General features: G+C 64.7%; 17 protein-coding genes. 11 read left to right on the forward strand and 6 right to left on the reverse strand.

What is annotated here, in order from left to right; genetic code table 11:
• Positions 1 to 46: 46 nt before the first annotated feature.
• A complete protein-coding gene (locus tag IVA98_RS29540; RefSeq protein WP_247307222.1) occupies positions 47 to 862 on the forward strand; it encodes a DUF2927 domain-containing protein in 816 nt (271 codons plus the stop codon).
• 206 nt (positions 863 to 1,068) lie between these two features.
• Here the strand turns inward: IVA98_RS29540 and IVA98_RS29545 are convergent, their stop codons facing one another.
• Both IVA98_RS29545 and IVA98_RS29550 read right to left on the reverse strand, forming a co-directional pair.
• A complete protein-coding gene (locus IVA98_RS29545; RefSeq protein WP_247307225.1) occupies positions 1,069 to 1,875 on the reverse strand; it encodes a class I SAM-dependent methyltransferase in 807 nt (268 codons plus the stop codon).
• A gap of 224 nt (positions 1,876 to 2,099) precedes the next feature.
• The gene (locus tag IVA98_RS29550) at positions 2,100 to 3,224 is read right to left on the reverse strand and encodes a threonine synthase (RefSeq protein WP_247307228.1); all 1,125 of its coding nucleotides are present in this window, start codon (positions 3,222 to 3,224) and stop codon (positions 2,100 to 2,102) included.
• A 382-nt stretch (positions 3,225 to 3,606) separates the two neighbouring features.
• Between IVA98_RS29550 and IVA98_RS29555 the strand changes: the two genes are divergently transcribed.
• The 4 genes from IVA98_RS29555 (at position 3,607) to IVA98_RS29570 (ending at position 7,187) form a co-directional block, all read left to right on the forward strand.
• The gene (locus IVA98_RS29555; protein WP_247307231.1) at positions 3,607 to 4,863 is read left to right on the forward strand and encodes a GTP cyclohydrolase II; all 1,257 of its coding nucleotides are present in this window, start codon (positions 3,607 to 3,609) and stop codon (positions 4,861 to 4,863) included.
• Between the two features lie 7 nt (positions 4,864 to 4,870).
• A complete protein-coding gene (locus IVA98_RS29560; protein WP_247307234.1) occupies positions 4,871 to 6,109 on the forward strand; it encodes a URC4/urg3 family protein in 1,239 nt (412 codons plus the stop codon).
• Positions 6,110 to 6,277: 168 nt separating this feature from the next.
• Positions 6,278 to 6,907 carry a uracil phosphoribosyltransferase gene (gene upp / locus IVA98_RS29565; RefSeq protein WP_247307237.1) on the forward strand — a complete coding sequence of 210 codons (630 nt, stop codon included), beginning with the start codon at positions 6,278 to 6,280 and terminating at the stop codon, positions 6,905 to 6,907.
• A gap of 67 nt (positions 6,908 to 6,974) precedes the next feature.
• Positions 6,975 to 7,187: a hypothetical protein gene (locus IVA98_RS29570; protein ID WP_247307240.1), complete on the forward strand. Its 213-nt coding sequence runs from the start codon at positions 6,975 to 6,977 to the stop codon at positions 7,185 to 7,187.
• An 11-nt stretch (positions 7,188 to 7,198) separates the two neighbouring features.
• Here IVA98_RS29570 and IVA98_RS29575 read toward each other — a convergent pair whose 3' ends face one another.
• Positions 7,199 to 8,311 (reverse strand): M48 family metallopeptidase, encoded by a 1,113-nt coding sequence (locus tag IVA98_RS29575; RefSeq protein ID WP_247307243.1) that lies wholly within the window; start codon positions 8,309 to 8,311, stop codon positions 7,199 to 7,201.
• 3 nt (positions 8,312 to 8,314) lie between these two features.
• Positions 8,315 to 9,460 (reverse strand): YjgN family protein, encoded by a 1,146-nt coding sequence (locus IVA98_RS29580; protein ID WP_247307583.1) that lies wholly within the window; start codon positions 9,458 to 9,460, stop codon positions 8,315 to 8,317.
• A 307-nt stretch (positions 9,461 to 9,767) separates the two neighbouring features.
• Between IVA98_RS29580 and IVA98_RS29585 the strand changes: the two genes are divergently transcribed.
• Both IVA98_RS29585 and IVA98_RS29590 read left to right on the forward strand, forming a co-directional pair.
• A complete protein-coding gene (locus IVA98_RS29585) occupies positions 9,768 to 11,033 on the forward strand; it encodes a cytochrome P450 (protein ID WP_247332855.1) in 1,266 nt (421 codons plus the stop codon).
• Positions 11,034 to 11,098: 65 nt separating this feature from the next.
• Positions 11,099 to 12,373, forward strand: coding sequence for a cytochrome P450 (locus tag IVA98_RS29590; protein ID WP_247307249.1), 1,275 nt, complete (start codon positions 11,099 to 11,101; stop codon positions 12,371 to 12,373).
• 295 nt (positions 12,374 to 12,668) lie between these two features.
• On the opposite strand, the gene IVA98_RS29595 is transcribed toward IVA98_RS29590, so the two are convergent.
• Positions 12,669 to 13,589: a LysR substrate-binding domain-containing protein gene (locus IVA98_RS29595; RefSeq protein ID WP_247307252.1), complete on the reverse strand. Its 921-nt coding sequence runs from the start codon at positions 13,587 to 13,589 to the stop codon at positions 12,669 to 12,671.
• A gap of 125 nt (positions 13,590 to 13,714) precedes the next feature.
• Between IVA98_RS29595 and IVA98_RS29600 the strand changes: the two genes are divergently transcribed.
• The 4 genes from IVA98_RS29600 (at position 13,715) to mdlC (ending at position 18,574) form a co-directional block, all read left to right on the forward strand.
• Positions 13,715 to 14,884, forward strand: coding sequence for an acyl-CoA dehydrogenase family protein (locus IVA98_RS29600; protein ID WP_247307254.1), 1,170 nt, complete (start codon positions 13,715 to 13,717; stop codon positions 14,882 to 14,884).
• Positions 14,885 to 14,894: 10 nt separating this feature from the next.
• A complete protein-coding gene (locus IVA98_RS29605; RefSeq protein ID WP_247307257.1) occupies positions 14,895 to 15,998 on the forward strand; it encodes a CaiB/BaiF CoA transferase family protein in 1,104 nt (367 codons plus the stop codon).
• A gap of 14 nt (positions 15,999 to 16,012) precedes the next feature.
• Positions 16,013 to 16,864 carry an HTD2 family dehydratase gene (locus tag IVA98_RS29610; protein ID WP_247332854.1) on the forward strand — a complete coding sequence of 284 codons (852 nt, stop codon included), beginning with the start codon at positions 16,013 to 16,015 and terminating at the stop codon, positions 16,862 to 16,864.
• 87 nt (positions 16,865 to 16,951) lie between these two features.
• A complete protein-coding gene (mdlC, locus tag IVA98_RS29615) occupies positions 16,952 to 18,574 on the forward strand; it encodes a benzoylformate decarboxylase (protein WP_247307279.1) in 1,623 nt (540 codons plus the stop codon).
• 151 nt (positions 18,575 to 18,725) lie between these two features.
• On the opposite strand, the gene IVA98_RS29620 is transcribed toward mdlC, so the two are convergent.
• On the reverse strand, positions 18,726 to 19,520 hold the full coding sequence (locus IVA98_RS29620) for an SDR family oxidoreductase (protein ID WP_247307281.1): 795 nt from the start codon (positions 19,518 to 19,520) through the stop codon (positions 18,726 to 18,728).
• Between the last annotated feature and the right edge of the window lie 49 nt (positions 19,521 to 19,569).

Below are 19,569 nucleotides of genomic sequence, written 5' to 3' on the forward strand. Positions count from 1 at the left end.
TTGTGGGCTTGTGCGCGCGACGCGAATGCGGCAGCGTCGCACGACAATGAGCGCATTGAACCTGACCGCGCCCGCCGTCCGCGCCGCCGTGCTGGCGCTCGCCGCGCTCACATTGGTGCCTGACACCGCGACCACGGCCCGAGCGGGCGAACTGCCCGCGATCGCCTCGCGCCAGCGCTCCGAGAAGAAGAGCTTTACTGACGGCGAGATCGTTGACGGTTTTCTCAAGACGGCGTTCGGCGCCGAATATCACCTCGCCGGCCGCGTCGACCGCATCCGCAAGTTCGACGGGCCGGTGCGCGTGTACGCCGAGAGCGACCGCGCCGACCGCAAGATGCAACTCGCAAGGGTCGTGACCGACATCGCCGCCCGCGTGCAGCATCTCGACATCGCCATGACCGACACCAATGAGGCGGCGAATGTGCGGGTGAAGCTCGTGCGCGATCGCGATCTCTACCGCACCCTCACCAGCTTCTACGGCGCCGAGAAGGCGCGCGAGATCCGCACCTCGCTCGATCCGCAATGCCTGTCCGGCTTCCGCAAGAACGACAATTTCGAGATCGAGCATTCCGACGTCATCCTCACCGTCGACAACGGCGATTTCGTCTTCCTCGACTGCGCCTATGAGGAGCTCTTGCAATCGCTCGGGCCCATCAACGACACCACCAGCGTGCCGTGGACGATGTTCAATGACAACGTCTCGATGGGCTATTTCGACGTCTACGACCAGTACATCCTCAATCTGCTCTACGACCCCCGCATCAAGCCCGGCATGACGGTGCAGGAGGTCAAGGCGGTGCTGCCCCAGGTGCTCGCCGACGTGCGCACCTGGGTGAAGCGGGTGAACGATCTGAAGGAATGAGGCGCTTCTTACCATTCCCTGGAGAGCAGGCAATCGCATATGGGTTTTTGGGCGGCGAATGAGCACGCGCCTCGTCCTTCGAGACGACCGCTTCCAGCGGTCTCCTCAGGATGAGGCTAAGCGGCATCGGTGCTCGTTGAAACTGCGGCCGTACACTCCGTCCTCATCCTGAGGGCCCGCCAAAGGCGGGCGTCAAGATCGCGCCCTCACACCTTCCTTGCTCTCGTCATCAGATATTGCTGGCGCATCACGTTGTTGCCGGCATCGAAATATTCCGAGATCAACGCCTCAAACTCGGCCCGGAAGCTCCTGAGCTTGTCCGGCTCGTCCTTGTACTGGGCGACGAGCTTGATCAAAGGCCCGATCGTCGTTTCCATGGTGCGGCGGAAATGCTGCGGGCTGAGTGCGGACGGCGTCATCATGTCCATCTCGAAGGAGATGTCCTGTGCTTTCCCGGCGAGACGCTCGGCGACCGTTTTCGGATCGCCCCACAACACCGGCGACGCCATACCCTCGGGCGGCGGCAGATGGCGGCCGATCAGCGCGAACATCCGTCCGACATAGAGATGTGGCGGCCAAGTGGAGAAAGCGATGGTGCCGCCGGGCTTCAGCACCCGCAGCATCTCGCCGATGGCAAGGTCGGGACGCGGTGCAAACATGTGGCCGAACTGGCTGAGCACCACGTCAAACTCATTGTCGCCATAGGGCAGGCTTTCGGCGTCACCGTCAGCGAAGTCGATATCGAGGTTCACCAGCTGGGCGTGCTCGCGGGCGCGCTCGATCAGAACCGGCGACAGATCGAGACCCCTCACCTTCGCACCGCGGCGCGCGGCCGTGATTGCGACCACACCCGTGCCGCATGCAACGTCAAGCAACCTTTGGCCGGCGACGACGCCGGCAAAACCGACCAGCTTGGCGGCGGCCGGTGTGGTGAACACTTCCATCGGGGTGAACAGCGACCAGGCCTCCTTCTGAACGGCCTTGAAACCTGCAAACGGATCCTGCGCGGTCATGGAACTCTCCTTCTCGAGCTCGATGTTCATGAGGCTGACGACGGACGCCGAAGGTTCAACGCGCTCACCGAAACCTTCTTCCCGTATGGTCCGCCTTGTCCGTCCATCCTTGCAAGGCTCAGCGGCACGAGGAACGTGGATGCGCGGGGCAAGGTTGGGCATGACGATCCCACTGCAACAGTCTAGCCTCGCGCGGGCCCGCTGCAGGCTCAATAGATCGAAGACTATTGCACGAGATCGGCAACGGTGGTGGCGGCTTTCAGGCCGGTGCCGGTGAGGACGGCGACCGTGGTCTCGTTCGCCTTGATGGCCCCGGCAGCGGACAGTTTTTCCAGCGCGGCAGCTGCGCTGGCGCTGGTCGGCTCGGCAAACAATCCTTGCCGTGCAAGACGCCGCAGGGCAGCAACGATCTCGTCCTCGGTGAGCGCGACGGTGCCGCCGCCGCTTTCGCGCAAGGCGCCGATGATCTCGCGCAGGCGCAGCGGATTCTTGATGGCGGTGCCTTCGGCGATGGTCTTGTGCACCTCGCGCGCGACAGGCGTATCGACGCCGGCCTGGAAGCTTGCATCGATCGGCGAGCAATTTTGCGGCTGCGCCGCGAACAGGCGCGGCAGCTTTGCGATCTGGCCGGCTTTGCGCAGCTCGCGGAAGCCGAAGGCGCAACCGAGCAGGCTGCTGCCGGCACCGACCGGGACGATGACGTTGTCGGGCGCGCGGAAGCCGAGGTCCTCCCAGATCTCATAGGCGAGCGATTTGGTGCCTTCGAGGAAAAACGGCTGCCAATTGTGGCTGGCATAAAACGTCTGGTGCGACTGGCGGATCGCCTCGGCCTCCGATTCCTCGCGCGGGCCATCGACGAGCTGCACCGCGGCGCCATAGGCGCGCACCTGCGCGATCTTGGCCGGCGAGGTCGAGGCAGGCGCGAGGATCTTCACGCGTAGGCCGCCGGCGGCACCCAGCCCGGCCATGGACGAGCCGCCATTGCCTGAAGAATCCTCCAGCACCGCATTGATGCCGATCTGGCGCAGGAAGGACAGCATCACGGAAGAGCCACGGTCCTTGAAGCTGCCGGTCGGGTTGAACCATTCGAGCTTGAACAGCGGTCGCAGTTCGCCCCAATCCTGCTGGACCAGGGGCGTGCAGCCCTCGCCGAGCGTGATCGGCTTTGCGATCTCGACCGGCAGCGCCGCCCGGTAACGCCAGAGCGATCGCATGCGGCCATCGATGTCTTCGCGCGACATGCCGGCGCCCGGCGTCACCAGCAACGGCGTGCGCTCGTCCGAGCACCAGCGCGGCCGGTCCAGCGGATAGAGCTGTCCGTTGCGGGGGTCGATGTAGCTGGCGGGCATGGCAGTCTCCAAGGCAAGGCGATCCTACGGTTGGGCTGAGTCAAGGTTTTGTCGAGAACGTGTCGTCCGCATAGCCAACCCATTCGGCACCCCTTGAAAACATGAAAATTGGAAATATTTCAATCTCTTAAACTGGCCGCAGAGGTAGATCGGCCGGGTCCGCCAACGCGGGCGCGCGGTGCCAAAGGCGGCGCTGCTGGCGCGTTGACGACGGGAATTAGGCACGAAGGGGCTCTGCCCGCCCGGCACGATTAACTTGTCTGTCGTGCCTCGCCGCTACAATATGTTGGATTGAGCTCGCGTCGCCGGTGTCCTCGACTGGCAACGCGACCGAGCCAGGCCCGTCCGAGCGGCGGGCCGTTGGCTTTTTGGGAGCCTGGACATGAGCCGCGCGAACCGAACCGACCACATCCGCCTGACCTCCCATCCGGAGCCGGGCCGGAAGGCCGCCTTCCCGATCCATTGGGGCGCCACTGAGGCGCGCGCCCGGGGTCCGATCATCGGCACGGTGTCGCGCGCTGGGGATCGCAACGTGATCGGCAGCCATGGCGGATCCTACGCGATGTACCGGGCACTCGCGGTATCCGCCGGGGCGCTCGATCCGATCCGGCGTCCTGACCTCACCAACACATTTCCCGCCGCGACCATTGGTCCGTTCCCGCAATGGAATGATCCCACGAAAATCGTCGCGCTCGATCCGTGGGGGCATCTCGTTGCGGAAAACTTCCGCCAGGAGATCGCCGAGGGCTTCGACATCAGGCCGAGCATCGCGGTAACCCGCGCGCGACTGGACCTGCCGGAGATCCGCGAGGCGCTGGCGGCAAAGCGGCTACGCGCCGACGGCGAGGTCGTGCACGCCAATGGCAGCGTGTCGGTGGTGAAGATCGCGATCGATCCGGTGTGGTACCTGCCGGGCCTCGCGACTCGCTTCGGCACCGGCGAGACCGAGCTGCGGCGCACGCTGTTCGAGCAGACTGCCGGCATGTTCCCGGAGCTGGTGACACGGCCGGACATGAAAGTGTTCCTGCCGCCGATCGGCGGCACCACGGTGTACTTGTTCGGCGATGTGACAAAACTACCGGACCACCGCACCAAGATCACCTGCCGCGTGCATGACGAGTGCAACGGCTCGGACGTGTTCGGGTCCGACATCTGCACCTGCCGGCCCTATTTGATTCACGGCATCGAGGAATCCGCGCGCGGCGCGCAGGAGGGCGGGCTCGGGCTCGTCGTCTACAATCGCAAGGAAGGCCGCGCGCTTGGCGAGGTCACCAAATTCCTGGTCTACAACGCGCGCAAGCGCCAGGAGGACGGCGATGCCGCCGCCGCCTATTTCGAGCGCACCGAATGCGTCGCCGGCGTGCAGGACGCGCGCTTCCAGCAATTGATGCCGGATACGATCCACTGGCTCGGCTTGACCCGCATCGACCGCTTCCTGTCGATGAGCGACATGAAATACGACGCGCTGACCTCGCAAGGCATCGACATCGTCGAGCGCGTGCCGATCCCGCCGGAGCTCATTCCCGCCGACGCCTATGTCGAAATCGCCGCGAAGAAGGCCGCTGGCTATTACTCGACCGAGATCGCGCCGGAGAAGGACGTCAACGACGTGGTCGGGCGTTCGCTGGAAAAATACTGATCGCGCAATGGTGGAGGCTTTGGAACGAGGGGCGCGCGCGCTGCTCACTGCGGCGGCGGTCCGCGCGCGGGCCGCGCAGATGCTAGAGATCGGCCTTGCCGGCGGCCTCCAGCATTTCACGATCGATCTCGACCGTATGGACGGCGTCGCGGAGGCCGTGCTCGCGGTGACGCGCAAGGCCTATACGAGGCTGGACATTCCCTTCCATGCTCGATGGCGGCATTTCGTGCTTGGCGGCGTCGATCGCTGGGCGGAGCTCGCGGACGCTACGTCCTGGCCGGATCGCGCGGCGCGGGCGCGCGCGGAGTTCGACCTCGCCATCGTCAGCGTGCTGCTCGATGCCGGCGCGGGTGCGGCGTGGCGCTATCGCGACGCGGTGACAGGAGAAAGCATCGGCCGGTCCGAGGGGCTTGCGATTGCAAGCCTTGATATGTTTGCGGGCGGCCTTTTCTCGCGCGATCCCGGCGCGCCGTTCAGGGCCGATGCGGACGTGCTTGCAAGGCTGCCGCGCGACAGGCTCACATCCGCCTTTCAGGTCGGCGATGCCAATCCGCTGCTTGGACTCGAAGGGCGCACGGATCTGCTGCGCCGTCTGGGCAAGCTGGTCGCAGAGCGTTCGGAGGTATTCGGTTTGAACGATACGCCGCGGCCGGGCGGCCTGTTCGATCACATCGCCGCGCAAGCCGTGGGCGGCGCGCTTCCCGCGCCCGCCATCCTTTCCGCGGTGCTGGACCAGCTCGGACCAATCTGGCCGTCGCGGCTGGAACTCGCGGGCATTCCGCTTGGCGATTGCTGGCGTCACCCGGCGATCGAGGCGGACGACGCCACCGCCGGTCTCGTACCGCTGCACAAGCTGTCGCAATGGCTGAGTTATTCGCTGATCGAGCCGCTCCAGCGCGCGGGCTTCGAAGTGACCGACATCGACGGCCTGACCGGGCTCGCCGAATACCGCAATGGCGGCCTGTTCGTCGATCATGAAGTGCTGCGTCTGCGCGATGCCGCGGATGCCGCGCGCGCGCATGCCGTGGATTCGCTGCTCGTCATCGAGTGGCGCGCGCTCACCGTCGCCCTGCTGGACCGGCTGGCAGAGCGCATCCGCGCCAAGCTCGACCGCACGCCTCAGACGTTACCGCTCGCCAGCATTCTGGAAGGCGGCACCTGGGCCGCGGGCCGCGCGATCGCCTTTGCGCGCCGTCCGGACGGTTCGCCGCCGCTCAAAGTGATCAGCGACGGCACGGTTTTTTAATAACCCTCTCCCCTTGTGGGAGAGGGTGGCTTCGCGAAGGCGAAGCCGGGTGAGGGGTTGTCTCCGCCGGCACATCCCTCATCGAAGCTTGTGGAGACGACCCCTTATCCGGCGCTTCGCGCCACCTTCTCCCACAAGGGGAGAAGGGAAGAAGAAGAGCATCCCATCATGGAAGGCGTCACGATCGTCGATCATCCGCTGGTGCAGCATAAGCTGACGCTGGTGCGGGACAAGTCCATCTCGACCAAGTCATTTCGCGAGCTGATCAAGGAAATCGGCATGCTGCTGTGCTACGAGGTGACGCGCGATCTACCGCTCGCCGACACGGTCATCGAGACGCCGCTGGCAATGATGCACTCGGCCAAGATCGCCGGCAAGAAGCTGGTGTTCGTGCCGATGCTGCGCGCCGGCACCACCTTTGTCGACGGCATGATGGATCTGGTGCCGACCGCGCGCGTCGCCCATATCGGGCTCTACCGTGAGCCGCACAGCTTTGCCGCGGTCGAGTATTTCTTCAAATCGCCGTCCGATCTCGGCGAGCGGCTCGCGATCGTGGTAACGCCGGTAGTCGCCACCGCCAACACGGCCGTCGCCGCCATCGACCGGCTGAAGGAACGCGGCGCCAGAGACATCCGCCTCGCCTGCCTGATCGCCGCGCCGGAAGGCCTCGAGCGCCTGCGCGGACTGCACCCGGACGTTCCGATCTGGACGGCCGCGGTGGACGAAGGCCTCGACGAGAATGGCTTCATCCTGCCCGGCCTTGGCGACGCCGGCGACCGCGCTTACGGAACGCGGTAAGTGCTACGCGCACATTAGGAACAGCTTCCGTCGCGCGAGGTTCTCCTGCTCTAGCATGGAGAGCACGATGACCTATCAGAATGATGACCGCAGAACTGACCGTGCCCGCCGCAACAGCCCGGTGGGCTGGGCGATCGGCGCCATCTTCGTGATCGCCGTGATCGCAGCCATCTTCTTCTACAATGGGCGCGAGGTCGGTCAGCAGACCACGACATCCAGCCCGAACAATGCGCCGAACGTCACCACTGGCTCGAACCCGCCGGCGGCGCCGGCGAAGTAAGCCCCGGCGGCTCACACCTTTCCGCTGCCGCAAATCGCCTTCAGCGCCCGCCACTCCTTGTCCGTCAGCAGCGGCGGGCCGCTGGCGGGGCGATCTTCCTTGGTCATGCGCGCAAGACGGTCTTCGGTCAGCGGATGGCTGGCGAGGATCGTCATGAGACCGGAGCCGCCTTCCTTGCCGGTGATGCGGGACATCAGCTCGGCCGCGGGCTTGGGCGAGCGGCCGAGTGCGTGCATGACGTCGATGGCGAAGGTGTCGGCGCCGGTCTCGGCCTCGCGCGAATAGGAGGCTTCGACCACACTGCGCGAGGCGAAGATCACGGCCGAGGAGCCGGTGACGTCGCCGAACAACAGGCCGATCAGGAAGGAAGTGCCGCCGTTGTAGATCAGGCCACGCATGTTGTCGTGATGCTTGAGATGGCCGAGCTCGTGCGCGAGGATGCCGGCGAGCTCGTCGGGGCTTTCAGCCTTGTCGAGCAGGCCCTTCAGCACGAACACCTTGCCGCCTGGGAGCGCGAACGCGTTCGGCACCGAACTCGGCAGCACGCCCGCCGTCATGGAATCGTCGTCGAGGCCGGCAGCATCGCGCAGACGGTTGACGAGCTTTGTGAATGCGGCCTTGCCCGCGGGATCTTCGCACGCGCTGCGGCCGAAAATGGTCTTCACCTGGACCTCGGACGCATCGCCAATGCGGCGCTCGATCGGTTTCGGCACGAGCGGCGCGAGCCGGTCGGCGGCGAGCGGTACGCCGAACAGCACGACGCAGACGATCGAGACGGCGGCGGCCACCGACCAGCCGACGATCCTGGCGACGCCACGGCGCGTGGTCTGGTGCTCGTCGAGGCGCAAGCATCGCGCGGCTAGATCGGCTGCGAGCGCGGCATCACGGACCTCGAGCCGCGCGAGTGGCGGCGCGGATATCGAAGCCAGACGCAAAACCCCGGCCGGGCTGTCGGCGCGGCGGATATCGGCATAGACCCAGCGAACGGGCGCTTCGCCGTCCTCGGCGATCTCGAGCGCGTCACCGAGCGTCAGCGTCACCTGACGCTTGCGGCTCGAGACGCCGTCGAAGAAGATCGTCGGCTTTGCGGACTGCGCCGGGGCCTCGGTCAACAACTCGCTCACAGCTCAGAATCCCGCAACATCCAGTCCATCGGCAAAACCTTCGCCGAGCGCGCCAGCGAGCTCGCCGCTGCCGCGCACATCCGCCGCGGCCGCGATGTCGTGCACCTCGACAGTCTCCAGCACCTTGGCCCAGAGATCGCGCTGGAGATAGACGCGCATGACGATGTTGACGGCAAGGGCGAGCGCGAAATAGCCGATCACCATCATCACCAGCATCGGGATGCTCTTGGCAGCATTGTCCGGGCCGAACACCTCCTCCACCGGAACGCCGCTCAGCGTGACGACGAGCATGGTGGCGCCGCCAAGATAGGCGGCAAAAGCCATCGAGAGCAGCAGCCACCAGCCGATCACCTTCCAGTACAGGCCATAGAAGGCGTCATGAGGCAGGCGCGAAGACAGGCTGACGCTGCCGATACGGATGCCGTCGAGCCACCAGCCCCATTCGCGCGCCTTGAACTCGGCGTAGAAGAACGGTGCGAGCGGGAAGATCACCAGGGCGATCGGGCTGAGCAGCCACAGCCACCAGCCGCGCTTGAAGAACGTCCAGCCGTCGCCTTCGAAATCGCCGGTGAGATCGCCGTAATGGGTGTGCTGCATCTTGTAGCGTTCGAGCGCAGCCTCACGCCAGGGCAGCGCCAGGCCCAGCGTCAGGAACACGAGCAAGCCCCACAGCATGGCACGGAACGAATAGGCCCAGCCCGAGCCGTCCATCCAGAACCGCACGCCGCGCCAGACCGTGCGCGTCAGGCGATAGCGGCGCGCACGAAAAATCGCGAACTGGCCGAAGGCATAGAAGGCGATGAAGAGCGGCGCCGAGGCAAAGCCCTGCCAGCGTTCGAACTCGATGCCGACAAGGAAATAGGCGAGATAGATCGGCACCAGGATCGCAAGTGCGAACAGAAAGCCGACCAAAAGCTCCTTACCACGTCCGGTGTATTCGGCTGCATCGCCGTCGATCGCAGTGTTGGTCCACAGATGACGGCGGATGTCGGTGACGAGCCAGAACCGGTAGAAGCCGAAGGTGACAAGCTCGAGCATGGCACCCCTGGTGACCAGTTTGCGGAATTCGGGGCGGTTGCCGGTGAAATCGACCCGCATCGGCGGCAGCGGCGGCGGTATGGGTTCGGAGCCGGTAGGGGCCCATTGCATGTCGTTCACGGCGGCAACCTCGGGGTGCGGATCTGTGACGGCCAAACTATAGATCAGAGGTTAGTCGATCCCCAAGGTAACCGGGTTCGATTTACCTCGATTCCAGTTGGTTTCTTGCACAATTCCCCACTGAGCGGCGTGCGCGAGGTCACGTTCGCGTGCCAGCGTCACGTCCGCCCGACGCTCTCGGGAAGGTTGGATGTGGCAAAACTCTCCTTGCCCCGGCGTAGACAACCGGCTGTAATTGCAAATCAAATACCGCAGCGCAGAATTCAACGACGCGCGGTTCACAACAGGGAGAGCGGTCATGCATGGGACCATCGAGAGCGCGGCTACGCTCGACGCGTTGCGCGAGCGCGCCACGTCGCTGCCGCTGGAGCAATTCGATCCCGGCGATCCTGAACTGTTCAGGACCGATACGTTCTGGCCCTATTTCGACCGCCTGCGCCGGGAAGATCCCGTGCACTATTGCAAGGACTCGATGTTCGGGCCGTACTGGTCGGTGACGCGCTACAACGACATCATGGAGATCGAGACCAATCATTCGGTGTTCTCCTCCGCCTCCGCGCTCGGCGGCATCACCATCCGCGACATCGATCCAGACCTGCGCCGCGAGAGCTTCATCTCGATGGACCCGCCGCGCCATGCGGCGCAGCGCAAGACCGTGGCGCCGATGTTCACACCGACGCATCTGGACAATCTCGCGCTCAACATCCGCAAGCGCTCGGCCGAGTGCCTGGACAATTTGCCGCGCGGCGAGGTGTTCGACTGGGTCGACCGCGTCTCGATCGAGCTCACCACGCAGATGCTGGCGGTGCTGTTCGACTTCCCCTGGGAGGACCGCCGCAAGCTGACGCGCTGGTCCGACATTGCCACCACCATTCCCGGTCCCGACGGCCTCGTGGCGACCGAAGACGAACGGCAGGCCGAGCTGACGGAATGCGCTGCCTATTTCTCCCGCCTCTGGAGGGAGCGCATCGCGCAGCCGCCGAAGAGCGACCTCCTGTCGATGATGGCGCATGGCGCCGCCACGCGCGACATGGATGCGAAGAACTTCCTCGGCAATCTCATTCTTTTGATCGTCGGAGGCAACGACACCACCCGCAACACCATGTCGGGCTCGATCTACGCGCTGAGCCAGCATCCGGAGCAATATCGCAAGCTGCGCGAGAATCCTGATCTGCTCGACAGCTTCGTGCCGGAGGTGATCCGCTGGCAGACGCCGCTCGCGCATATGCGGCGCACGGCGCTCTCCGACTTCGAGTTCCGCGGCAAGCAGATCAAGAAGGGTGACAAGGTCGTGATGTGGTATGTCTCGGGCAACCGAGACGAGGAGGTGATCGAGAGGCCCTACGATTTCATCATCGATCGCGCCCGCCCGCGCACGCATCTCTCCTTCGGCTTCGGCATCCACCGCTGCGTGGGCTTGCGGTTGGCCGAACTCCAGCTCAAGATCATCTGGGAAGAGATCCTCAAGCGCTTCGACCATATCGATGTGGTCGGCGAACCCAGGCGGGTCTATTCGAGTTTCGTAAAGGGTATCGAGACGCTGCCGGTGAAGATCGCCGTGTGAGTCGAAGAACTCCCCTCTCCCGCGTGCGGAAAGAGGCGAAGGAAAGATCAACTGGAGCCACGACCATGAACATCCAAGCGCCGGTTAGAGTGGACAAGGCCGAACGCATGCGCAGGGCCCGCGAGGAGGCCTATGCGACGCCGTTGTCGCAATTCCACCCCGGCGCGCCCAGGCTGTTCCAGGACGATACTTTATGGCCGTGGTTCGAGCGGCTGCGCAAGGAAGAGCCGGTGCATTATTGCACCAACGCGCCGATCGAGCCCTACTGGTCGGTGGTGAAGTACAACGACATCATGCACGTCGACACCAATCACGGCATCTTCTCCTCCGACTCCAAGCTCGGCGGCATCTCGATCCGCGACGTGCCCGAAGGCTATGACTGGCCGAGCTTCATCGCCATGGACCAGCCCCGGCACTCGGCGCAGCGCAAGACTGTGTCGCCGATGTTCACCCCTCAGCATCTGGACGAACTGGCCAAACTGATCCGCCAGCGCTCGCAGACCGTGCTGGACAATCTGCCGCGCAACGAGACTTTCAACTTCGTCGAGCGCGTCTCGATCGAGCTGACGACGCAGATGCTGGCGACCCTGTTCGACTTCCCCTGGGAGGAGCGACGCAAGCTGACGCGCTGGTCCGACGTCTCGACCGCGCTGCCCAAGAGCGGCATCGTCGCCTCGGCCGAAGAGCGCCGCCGCGAGATGGACGAGTGCTATGCCTACATGTCGAAGCTGTGGAACGAGCGCGTCAATTCCGAGCCGCGCAACGATTTGTTGTCGCTGATGGCCCATAACGAGGCTACACGCCACATGGACCCCGACAACCTCATGGGCAACATCATCCTGCTCATCGTCGGCGGCAACGACACCACGCGCAACACCATGACCGGCTCAGTGCTGGCGCTGAACGAGAACCCGGAGCAGTACGACAAGCTGCGCGCCAACCCGGCGTTGATCGATTCCATGGTGCCGGAGGTGATCCGCTGGCAGACGCCGCTGGCGCATATGCGGCGCACCGCGCTCCAAGACACCGAGATCGGCGGCAAGCACATCAAGAAGGGCGACCGCGTCGTGATGTGGTACGTCTCCGGTAACCGGGACGAGGAGATGTTCGACAAGCCGAACGATTTCATCATCGACCGCCCGCGGCCGCGCACCCACCTCTCCTTCGGGTTCGGCATCCACCGCTGCGTCGGCATGCGTCTGGCCGAGCTCCAGCTCCGCATCATCTGGGAAGAGATGCTGAAGCGCTTCGACCGCATCGAGGTGGTCGGCGAGCCCAAGCGGATCTACTCGAGCTTCATCAAGGGGTATGAGTCGCTGCCGGTGCGGATTCCGGGGTAGGATAGGCTCCGCTCCTAGAAGGCTCTTTGGGGCAAGCGACCTCATCAATCTCCGCTGTCATGCTCCGCGAAAGCGGAGCATCCAGTACGCCGCAGCCTTTCGGTTCCAGCCGTGCGGCCTCTGGAATACTGGATTGCCCGCCTTCGCGGGCAATGACACCGAGGGTGAGGCGAAGAGCGCATCGCCCCTGATACTCGGCAAGCGCAGCGACACCTCGGCTATAAAATTCCGGCATGACAGCTCGCGCCAGATGCGAAGGCAAGTTGGCACCGGGCTGTTCTAAGCACGAGCGCACTTAACTCAGCCTGATGTCCCACAGGCCCTCCTTGCGGCAGGCCGCGACCTCCTCGCGCAAAAGTCCGGTGATGGCGAGCGAGGCCGTCGAGGCCGGACGATCGATCGGAGAAGCGAAAATGAGCTCGCGCGTCATCGGCTTGGATACGGGCGCGGTCTCCAGCCGGCCGTCCGCGACCTCGCCGTGGACGGATGATGGCGGCAGCAGCGCGAAACCGAGGCCCTCCTCGACCAGGCTCGTCAGCACGCGAAACGAATCCGCTTCCAACTGGACGTCGAGCTTGATCTTGCGCTGGGCCGCCGCGTGCTCGATCAGCGCGCGGAGGCCGTGCGAATGACTGGGCAGCACCAGCCGTTGCCGCAGCAGCCAGCCGATGTCGACGCTCTTCCTGCGCGCGAGACCACAGCCGCGCGGGCCGACAGCGACGATGTTGTCGCGGCCGAGACTCTCGACGTTGAGATGCAGGTCGGCCGAGCGGCCGTAGAGGATGGCCAAGTCCATCTCGCCGCGATGCAGCCATTCGACGAGATGGCCGCTGTAGCTCTCGACGATACGCAGCGAGATACCGGGAAATTTCTCGACGCAGCGCCGCGCAAAGCGCGCCGACAGCACGCAGCTCACGGTCGGAACCAGGCCAAGCACGACCTGGCCGGATGGCGGGCCCTTGGCCGACTGGATGTCGTCGCGGATCTGGTCGATCTGCCGGACGATGCCGGAGGTTCGCGCGAGCAGCAGGCGCCCGGCTTCGGTCAGCACCATGCCGCGGCCGTTGCGCGTGAACAGCTCGGTGCGCAGCTCGTGTTCCAAGAGCTTGATCTGGCGGCTGAGCGCCGGCTGCGCCACGCGCAACGTGTCGGACGCCTTGGACAGGCTGCCGAGCTCCGCCACGCAACTGAAGGTCCTAAGCTGACGGAAATCCATGCTTGCCAATCCTGGAAGGCTACTCCATACGCTATAGCAAATGAGCATAGGGGACTGGCGTTGTTTTCACAACGCCGGGGGATTGGCCGGCGTTATCTTAACTGCCGCTATTGATTGGAAACGCCATGAGTCAAGAACACCACACCGAAGATTACGCCGACATCCGCGAAGCGGTCGCCAAGCTCTGCGCGCAATTTCCCGGCGAGTATTGGCGCAAGCTTGATCGCGAGATGGCTTACCCGAAGGCTTTCGTCGATGCGCTGACTGAGGCCGGCTATCTCTCGGTGTTGATCCCTGAGGAATATGGCGGCGCGGGGCTGAAACTCTCGGCCGCAGCGGCGATCCTGGAAGAGATTCAACGTGCGGGCTGCAATGGCGGCGGCTGCCACGCCCAGATGTACACGATGGGAACGGTGCTGCGGCACGGTAATGCCGAGCAGAAGGCGAAGTATCTGCCGAAGATCGCGAGCGGCGAATTGCGCCTGCAAGCTTTCGGCGTCACCGAGCCGACCAGCGGCACCGACACCTCCTCGCTCAAGACCTTCGCGCGCAAGGACGGCAACGACAGCTACATCGTCAACGGCCAGAAGATCTGGACCAGCCGCGCCGAGCATTCCGACCTGATGGTGCTGCTGGCGCGCACCACGCCGAAGGAGCAGGTCAAGAAGCGCACCGATGGTCTCTCGGTATTCATCGTCGACATGCGCGAGGCCAAGAACAATGGTCTGGAGATCCGCCCGATCCGCACCATGATGAACCACGCGACCACCGAAGTGTTCTTCACCGACATGAAGGTGCCGGCGGAAAATCTGATCGGCGAGGAAGGCAAGGGCTTTCGGTACATCCTCTCCGGCATGAATGCCGAGCGCATTTTGATCGCGGCCGAATGCGTCGGTGACGCCAAATGGTTCATCGCGAAGGCCACGAACTATGCCAAGGAGCGCGCGGTGTTCGGCCGACCGATCGGCCAGAATCAAGGCATCCAGTTTCCGATCGCCAAGGCCTACGCCTCGATGCGTGCGGCCGAGCTGATGGTGAAGGAGGCCACGCGTAAATACGAGGCCGGGCTCGATTGCGGTGCGGAGGCCAACATGGCCAAGATGCTCGCGGCGGACGCGTCGTGGGAAGCGGCCAATGCCTGCATCCAGACTCATGGCGGTTTCGGCTTCGCCGAGGAGTACGACGTCGAGCGCAAGTTCCGCGAGACGCGGCTCTACCAGGTGGCGCCGATCTCGACCAACCTCGTGCTGTCCTACGTCGCCGAGCACGTGCTCGGCATGCCCCGCTCGTATTGAGGCAGCCATCATGGGAGCACTTGACGGGATCAGGGTGATTGCGGTCGAGCAGGCGGTGGCGGCACCGTTCTGCTCGTCGCGCCTGGCCGATGCCGGCGCGGAGGTGATCAAGATCGAGCGCCCCGAGGGCGATTTTGCACGCGGCTATGACGCGGCAGCCAAGGGCCAGAGCAGCTACTTCGTGTGGCTCAACCGCGGCAAGCAATCGGTGGTGGTCGATCTCGCAACGAAAGAAGGCTGCGCCGAGCTGGAAAAGCTGATCGCAAGCGCCGACGTTCTGATCCAGAATCTCAAGCCGGGCTCGATGGACAAGCTCGGCTTTTCGCGCGAGCGGCTGCTGAAGGACTATCCCAAGCTGATCTCGTGCACGATCACCGGCTACGGCGACGAGGGCCCGTACGCGCATCGCAAGGCCTATGACTTGCTGATTCAGGCGGAAAGCGGCCTGGCCTCGATCACCGGAAATCCCGACGGCGCCTCGCGCGTCGGCATGTCGATCGTCGACGTCGCGACCGGCGCGACCGCGCATGCGGCGATCCTGGAGGCGCTGATCGCGCGCGGGCGTACCGGCAAAGGTGCCGACATCCGCATCTCCATGTTCGACGTGATGGCGGATTGGTGCACCGTGCCGCTGCTCAACTCGGAGGCCGGCAATCCTCCAAAGCGCATGGGCCTGCGCCATCCGTCGATCGCGCCCTATGGCGTGTTCACCTCGGAGGACGGCAAGGACATTCTGATCTCGATCCAGAGCGAGCGCGAGTGGAAGACGCTTTGCGCGAAGGTGCTGAACCAGCCGGACCTGCCAAGCGATCCGCGCGTCGCCAACATGGTCGAGCGCGTGCGCAACCGCGACTTCACCGACAAGACCGTCGCGGACGCCTTCAGTCATATGACGCGCGACGAGCTGCTGAAGCGGCTGTCCGACGCCGACATCGCCTTTGCCGAGGTCAACACCATGGCCGACCTCACTAACCATCCGCATCTGCGCCGCATCGAGGTCGATACGCCCAACGGCCGGGTCAGCTATCCCGCGCCGGCGCCGATCATCGTTGGCGAGACGCGCAGCTATGGGCCGGTGCCGGCGATCGGCGAACGTCCCCAATCCAAGACATAGCAGAGCGAGGCGTCATGACCGAGAAGCTCGACATCGATCATTTGCGGCAATGGATCGGCCGCAGCCAAGAGGCCACCGACATCGTCACCGCGCAGCTCGTGAAAGGATTGCGCGCGACGCTGTTCCAGGAGGTCGGCGAGCCCAGGAACGGCGATGCCGCACCGTTCACGGTGCATTGGTGCCTGGCACAGCCGGTGTTTCCAATGTCGATGTTAGGGCCCGACGGCCACCCGACCCGCGGCGGCTTCCTGCCGCCGGTGCCGCTGCCACGCCGGATGTGGGCCGGCGGTGAGATCGAGTTCCTTGAGCCGCTGCGCGTTGGCGATGAATCGACGCGCACCTCACGCATCGCCGACGTGCAGGTGAAATCGGGCTCGACCGGCACGCTGTGCTTCGTCTCGGTCGAGCACAGCATTTCCTCGCCGCGCGGGCTCGCCATTCGCGAACGGCAGGACATCGTCTATCGCGAGATGACGAGCAGCGCGCCCGCGCCCGCCAAGGCTCCGCCCCCGCCACCGAAGGCGCAGCATCGCGAGACTCATGTCTCCGATCCCGTGCTGCTGTTCCGCTACTCCGCACTGACCTTCAACGGTCACCGCATCCATTACGACCGCGACTACGTCACCAAGGTCGAGGGCTATCCGGGCCTGATCTTCCACGGCCCGTTGCAGGCGGCGCTGATCATCGAAATGGCGGCCCGGTTGCATGGCGGCAAGGCGCCGAAGAAATTTACCTATCGGGGCGTGCAGCCGCTGTTCGAGGGCACGGAGTTCTCGATCAACGCGAACGACAGCGGCGAGAGCATGGAGCTGTGGACCGCGAACGCGGAAGGGCAGCCGACGATGAAGGGCACGGCGGTGTGGTAGTGCACTGCTCCCTCCTCGTCATTGCGAGCGCAGCGACGATACGGGAATCTAGACCCTCACCCTGAGGATCGAGAAGGGACCGAAACCATGTCCAAGAACGGCAAGACCGGCAGCAAGTCCGTCACCGTGAAGCAGGCCACGCTCGACCTGCTGCGCTCTTTCGGCATCGACAGGGTGTTCGGCAATCCCGGCTCGACCGAGCTGCCGTTCCTCAGCGACTGGCCTGACGACATCGACTATGTGCTGGCGCTGCAGGAAGCCAGCGCGGTCGGCATGGCCGACGGCTACGCCCAGGCCACGCGCAATGCCGGCTTCGTCAATTTGCATTCGGCGGCCGGCGTCGGCAACGCGCTCGGCAACATCTACACCGCGCATCGCAACCAGACCCCGCTCGTGATCACCGCTGGCCAGCAGGCGCGCTCGATCCTTCCCTTGCAGGCGTTTCTCTACGCCGAGCGCGCGTCGGAGTTTCCGCGGCCTTACGTCAAATACAGCGTCGAGCCGGCACGGGCCGAGGACGTGCCGGCCGCGATCGCGCGCGCCTATTACACCGCAATGCAGGCGCCGTGCGGGCCGACCTTCGTGTCGATCCCGATCGACGATTGGGCGCATGCGGCATCTCCGATCGAGGCGCGCAAGGTCAGCCGGGAGATCGGGCCCGAACCTGATGCGATGCAGGCGCTGGTGAAAGCGCTGACGTCTAGCAAGCACCCTGCCGTCGTCGTTGGCCCCGGCGTCGATCGCGCCGGCGCAGTCGATCTGATGGTGCGCGTGGCCGAGAAGGCCAAAGCCAGCGTCTGGGTCAGCCCGTTCTCGGCGCGCTGCTCGTTCCCCGAGCGCCATCCGCAATTCGCGGGCTTCCTGCATGCTTCGCCCGCGCAGCTGTCCGATGCACTACGCGATCACGACCTGATCGTCGTGATCGGCGCGCCGGTGTTCACCTTTCATGTCGAGGGCCATGCCGCGATCTTCGACGGCAGTGCGACGATCTTCCAGATCACCGATGATCCGGATGCAGCGGCGGTGACGCCGGTCGGCACCAGCATCATCGCGACGATGAAGCCTGCACTGAGCCTGCTGCTCGAGCTTCTGCCGGAGAGCAAACGCGCCGCGCCAAAGGGCCGCGCGCTGCCGCCGGCGCCGCAGGCCGCCGATCCGCTGCCGGTCGAATTCCTGCTGCATGCGCTGTCGCAGGCAATGCCGGACGGTAGCTCGCTGGTCGAGGAAGTCCCCTCGCACCGGCCAGCGATGCAAAAGTTCATGCCGATGCGCGGCCAGGACAGCTTTTACACGATGTCGAGCGGCGGCCTTGGCTATTCGCTGCCCGCCGCGGTCGGCATGGCGCTCGGCAAGCCGAAGCAGCGCACGGTCTGCCTGATCGGCGACGGCTCGGCGATGTATTCGATCCAGGCGCTGTGGACCGCCGCGCAGCGCAAGCTGCCGCTCACCGTCGTCGTCATCAACAATTCCGGCTATGGCGCGATGCGCTCGTTCAGCCAGGTGATGCAGGTGAGGAACGTGCCGGGCCTGGAGCTGCCAGGGATCGATTTCGTGCGGCTCGCCGAAGGCATGGGGTGCGAAGCGGTGTGGGTGACGAAGGCGGCGGAGCTGGGCGAGGCGCTGAAGCGCGGAATGACGTTTGCGGGCACGAGCCTGATCGAGGTCGTCGTGGATTCGACGGTGCCGGTGCTTTACGGGCAGAAGCACTAGGGGCGAATTCCGTCACACATTCAACTGTCATCGTCCGCGAAGGCGGGCGATCCAGTACTCCGAGGCCGCAGCGATCAATCGAGAAGCCGCGGAGTACTGGATGCCCGGCCTGCGCAGGGCATGACAGCGTCAATTGCGGGAACAGCGTCCCTTACTTCCCGAACTCCTCCCGCATCTTCGCCTGGATCTTGGCCATGCCGCCGATCCAGCGGTCGTAATTCTCGGTCTTCTTGCGCATGTAGCCGAGCACCTGGGGGTGCGGCAGGATCAGGAACGTCTCCTGTTCGAGGCCGGCGAGCACGTCTTTTGCGACCTGCTCCGGCGTCAGGTCACCGTCGCCGGATTGCGGGCCTTTCGGGATCGAGCGCAGCATGTTGGTGTCGACGCCCTGCGGACAGAGGATCGAGACCTTGATGTTGTGCGCCTTGTGCGAGATCGCGAGATTCTCGGCAAAGCCGACCGCGGCGTGCTTCGTCGTCGAATAAGCTGGGCTGCCGACCTGCGACAACAGGCCTGCGGCCGAGATCGTGTTGAGGAAATAGCCGCCGCCGCGCGCCCTCATGCGCGGAACGAGATGCCGCGCGGCATAGACGTGGGCCATGACGTGGATCGCCCAGCTCCGCTGCCACGGCTCATCGGAATCGCCGCCGGCATTTTCCGACATCGGATCGAAGCCGCCGCCGATGCCGGCGTTGGAGCAGAACAGCTCGATCGGGCCGAACTGCCGCTCGGTCTGCTCGATGACGTGGGCGATGTCCTTTTCCTGCGCGACGTCGCATTTGAAGGCGGCACCGTCCACCATGGCTGCGACCGCCCTTGCGTTGGTGGCGTCCATGTCCGCGACCACGACCTTGGCTGCACCCGCCCTGTGAAAAGCCTCGCACAGCGCCTTGCCGATGCCGTTGGCGCCGCCCGTGACGACCACGACCTTGCCGGTCACCTGCATGCGACGTCTCCTCTTGTCTTGGCCCGCGTCTCTTCTACCGCTTCGCGGC

It is taken from the genome of Bradyrhizobium sp. 160 (assembly GCF_023073735.1).
Classification (GTDB): Bacteria; Pseudomonadota; Alphaproteobacteria; order Rhizobiales; family Xanthobacteraceae; genus Bradyrhizobium.

What these genes read in the sequence shown, in the direction of transcription:
- IVA98_RS29540 (WP_247307222.1), top strand. Translation starts at nt 47, where the DNA reads ATGAGCGCATTGAACCTGACCGCGCCCGCCGTCCGCGCCGCCGTGCTG.
- IVA98_RS29545 (WP_247307225.1), bottom strand. Translation starts at nt 1,875, where the DNA reads ATGACCGCGCAGGATCCGTTTGCAGGTTTCAAGGCCGTTCAGAAGGAG.
- IVA98_RS29550 (WP_247307228.1), bottom strand. Translation starts at nt 3,224, where the DNA reads ATGCCCGCCAGCTACATCGACCCCCGCAACGGACAGCTCTATCCGCTG.
- IVA98_RS29555 (WP_247307231.1), top strand. Translation starts at nt 3,607, where the DNA reads ATGAGCCGCGCGAACCGAACCGACCACATCCGCCTGACCTCCCATCCG.
- IVA98_RS29560 (WP_247307234.1), top strand. Translation starts at nt 4,871, where the DNA reads ATGGTGGAGGCTTTGGAACGAGGGGCGCGCGCGCTGCTCACTGCGGCG.
- upp (WP_247307237.1), top strand. Translation starts at nt 6,278, where the DNA reads ATGGAAGGCGTCACGATCGTCGATCATCCGCTGGTGCAGCATAAGCTG.
- IVA98_RS29570 (WP_247307240.1), top strand. Translation starts at nt 6,975, where the DNA reads ATGACCTATCAGAATGATGACCGCAGAACTGACCGTGCCCGCCGCAAC.
- IVA98_RS29580 (WP_247307583.1), bottom strand. Translation starts at nt 9,460, where the DNA reads ATGCAATGGGCCCCTACCGGCTCCGAACCCATACCGCCGCCGCTGCCG.
- IVA98_RS29585 (WP_247332855.1), top strand. Translation starts at nt 9,768, where the DNA reads ATGCATGGGACCATCGAGAGCGCGGCTACGCTCGACGCGTTGCGCGAG.
- IVA98_RS29590 (WP_247307249.1), top strand. Translation starts at nt 11,099, where the DNA reads ATGAACATCCAAGCGCCGGTTAGAGTGGACAAGGCCGAACGCATGCGC.
- IVA98_RS29595 (WP_247307252.1), bottom strand. Translation starts at nt 13,589, where the DNA reads ATGGATTTCCGTCAGCTTAGGACCTTCAGTTGCGTGGCGGAGCTCGGC.
- IVA98_RS29600 (WP_247307254.1), top strand. Translation starts at nt 13,715, where the DNA reads ATGAGTCAAGAACACCACACCGAAGATTACGCCGACATCCGCGAAGCG.
- IVA98_RS29605 (WP_247307257.1), top strand. Translation starts at nt 14,895, where the DNA reads ATGGGAGCACTTGACGGGATCAGGGTGATTGCGGTCGAGCAGGCGGTG.
- IVA98_RS29610 (WP_247332854.1), top strand. Translation starts at nt 16,013, where the DNA reads ATGACCGAGAAGCTCGACATCGATCATTTGCGGCAATGGATCGGCCGC.
- mdlC (WP_247307279.1), top strand. Translation starts at nt 16,952, where the DNA reads ATGTCCAAGAACGGCAAGACCGGCAGCAAGTCCGTCACCGTGAAGCAG.
- IVA98_RS29620 (WP_247307281.1), bottom strand. Translation starts at nt 19,520, where the DNA reads ATGCAGGTGACCGGCAAGGTCGTGGTCGTCACGGGCGGCGCCAACGGC.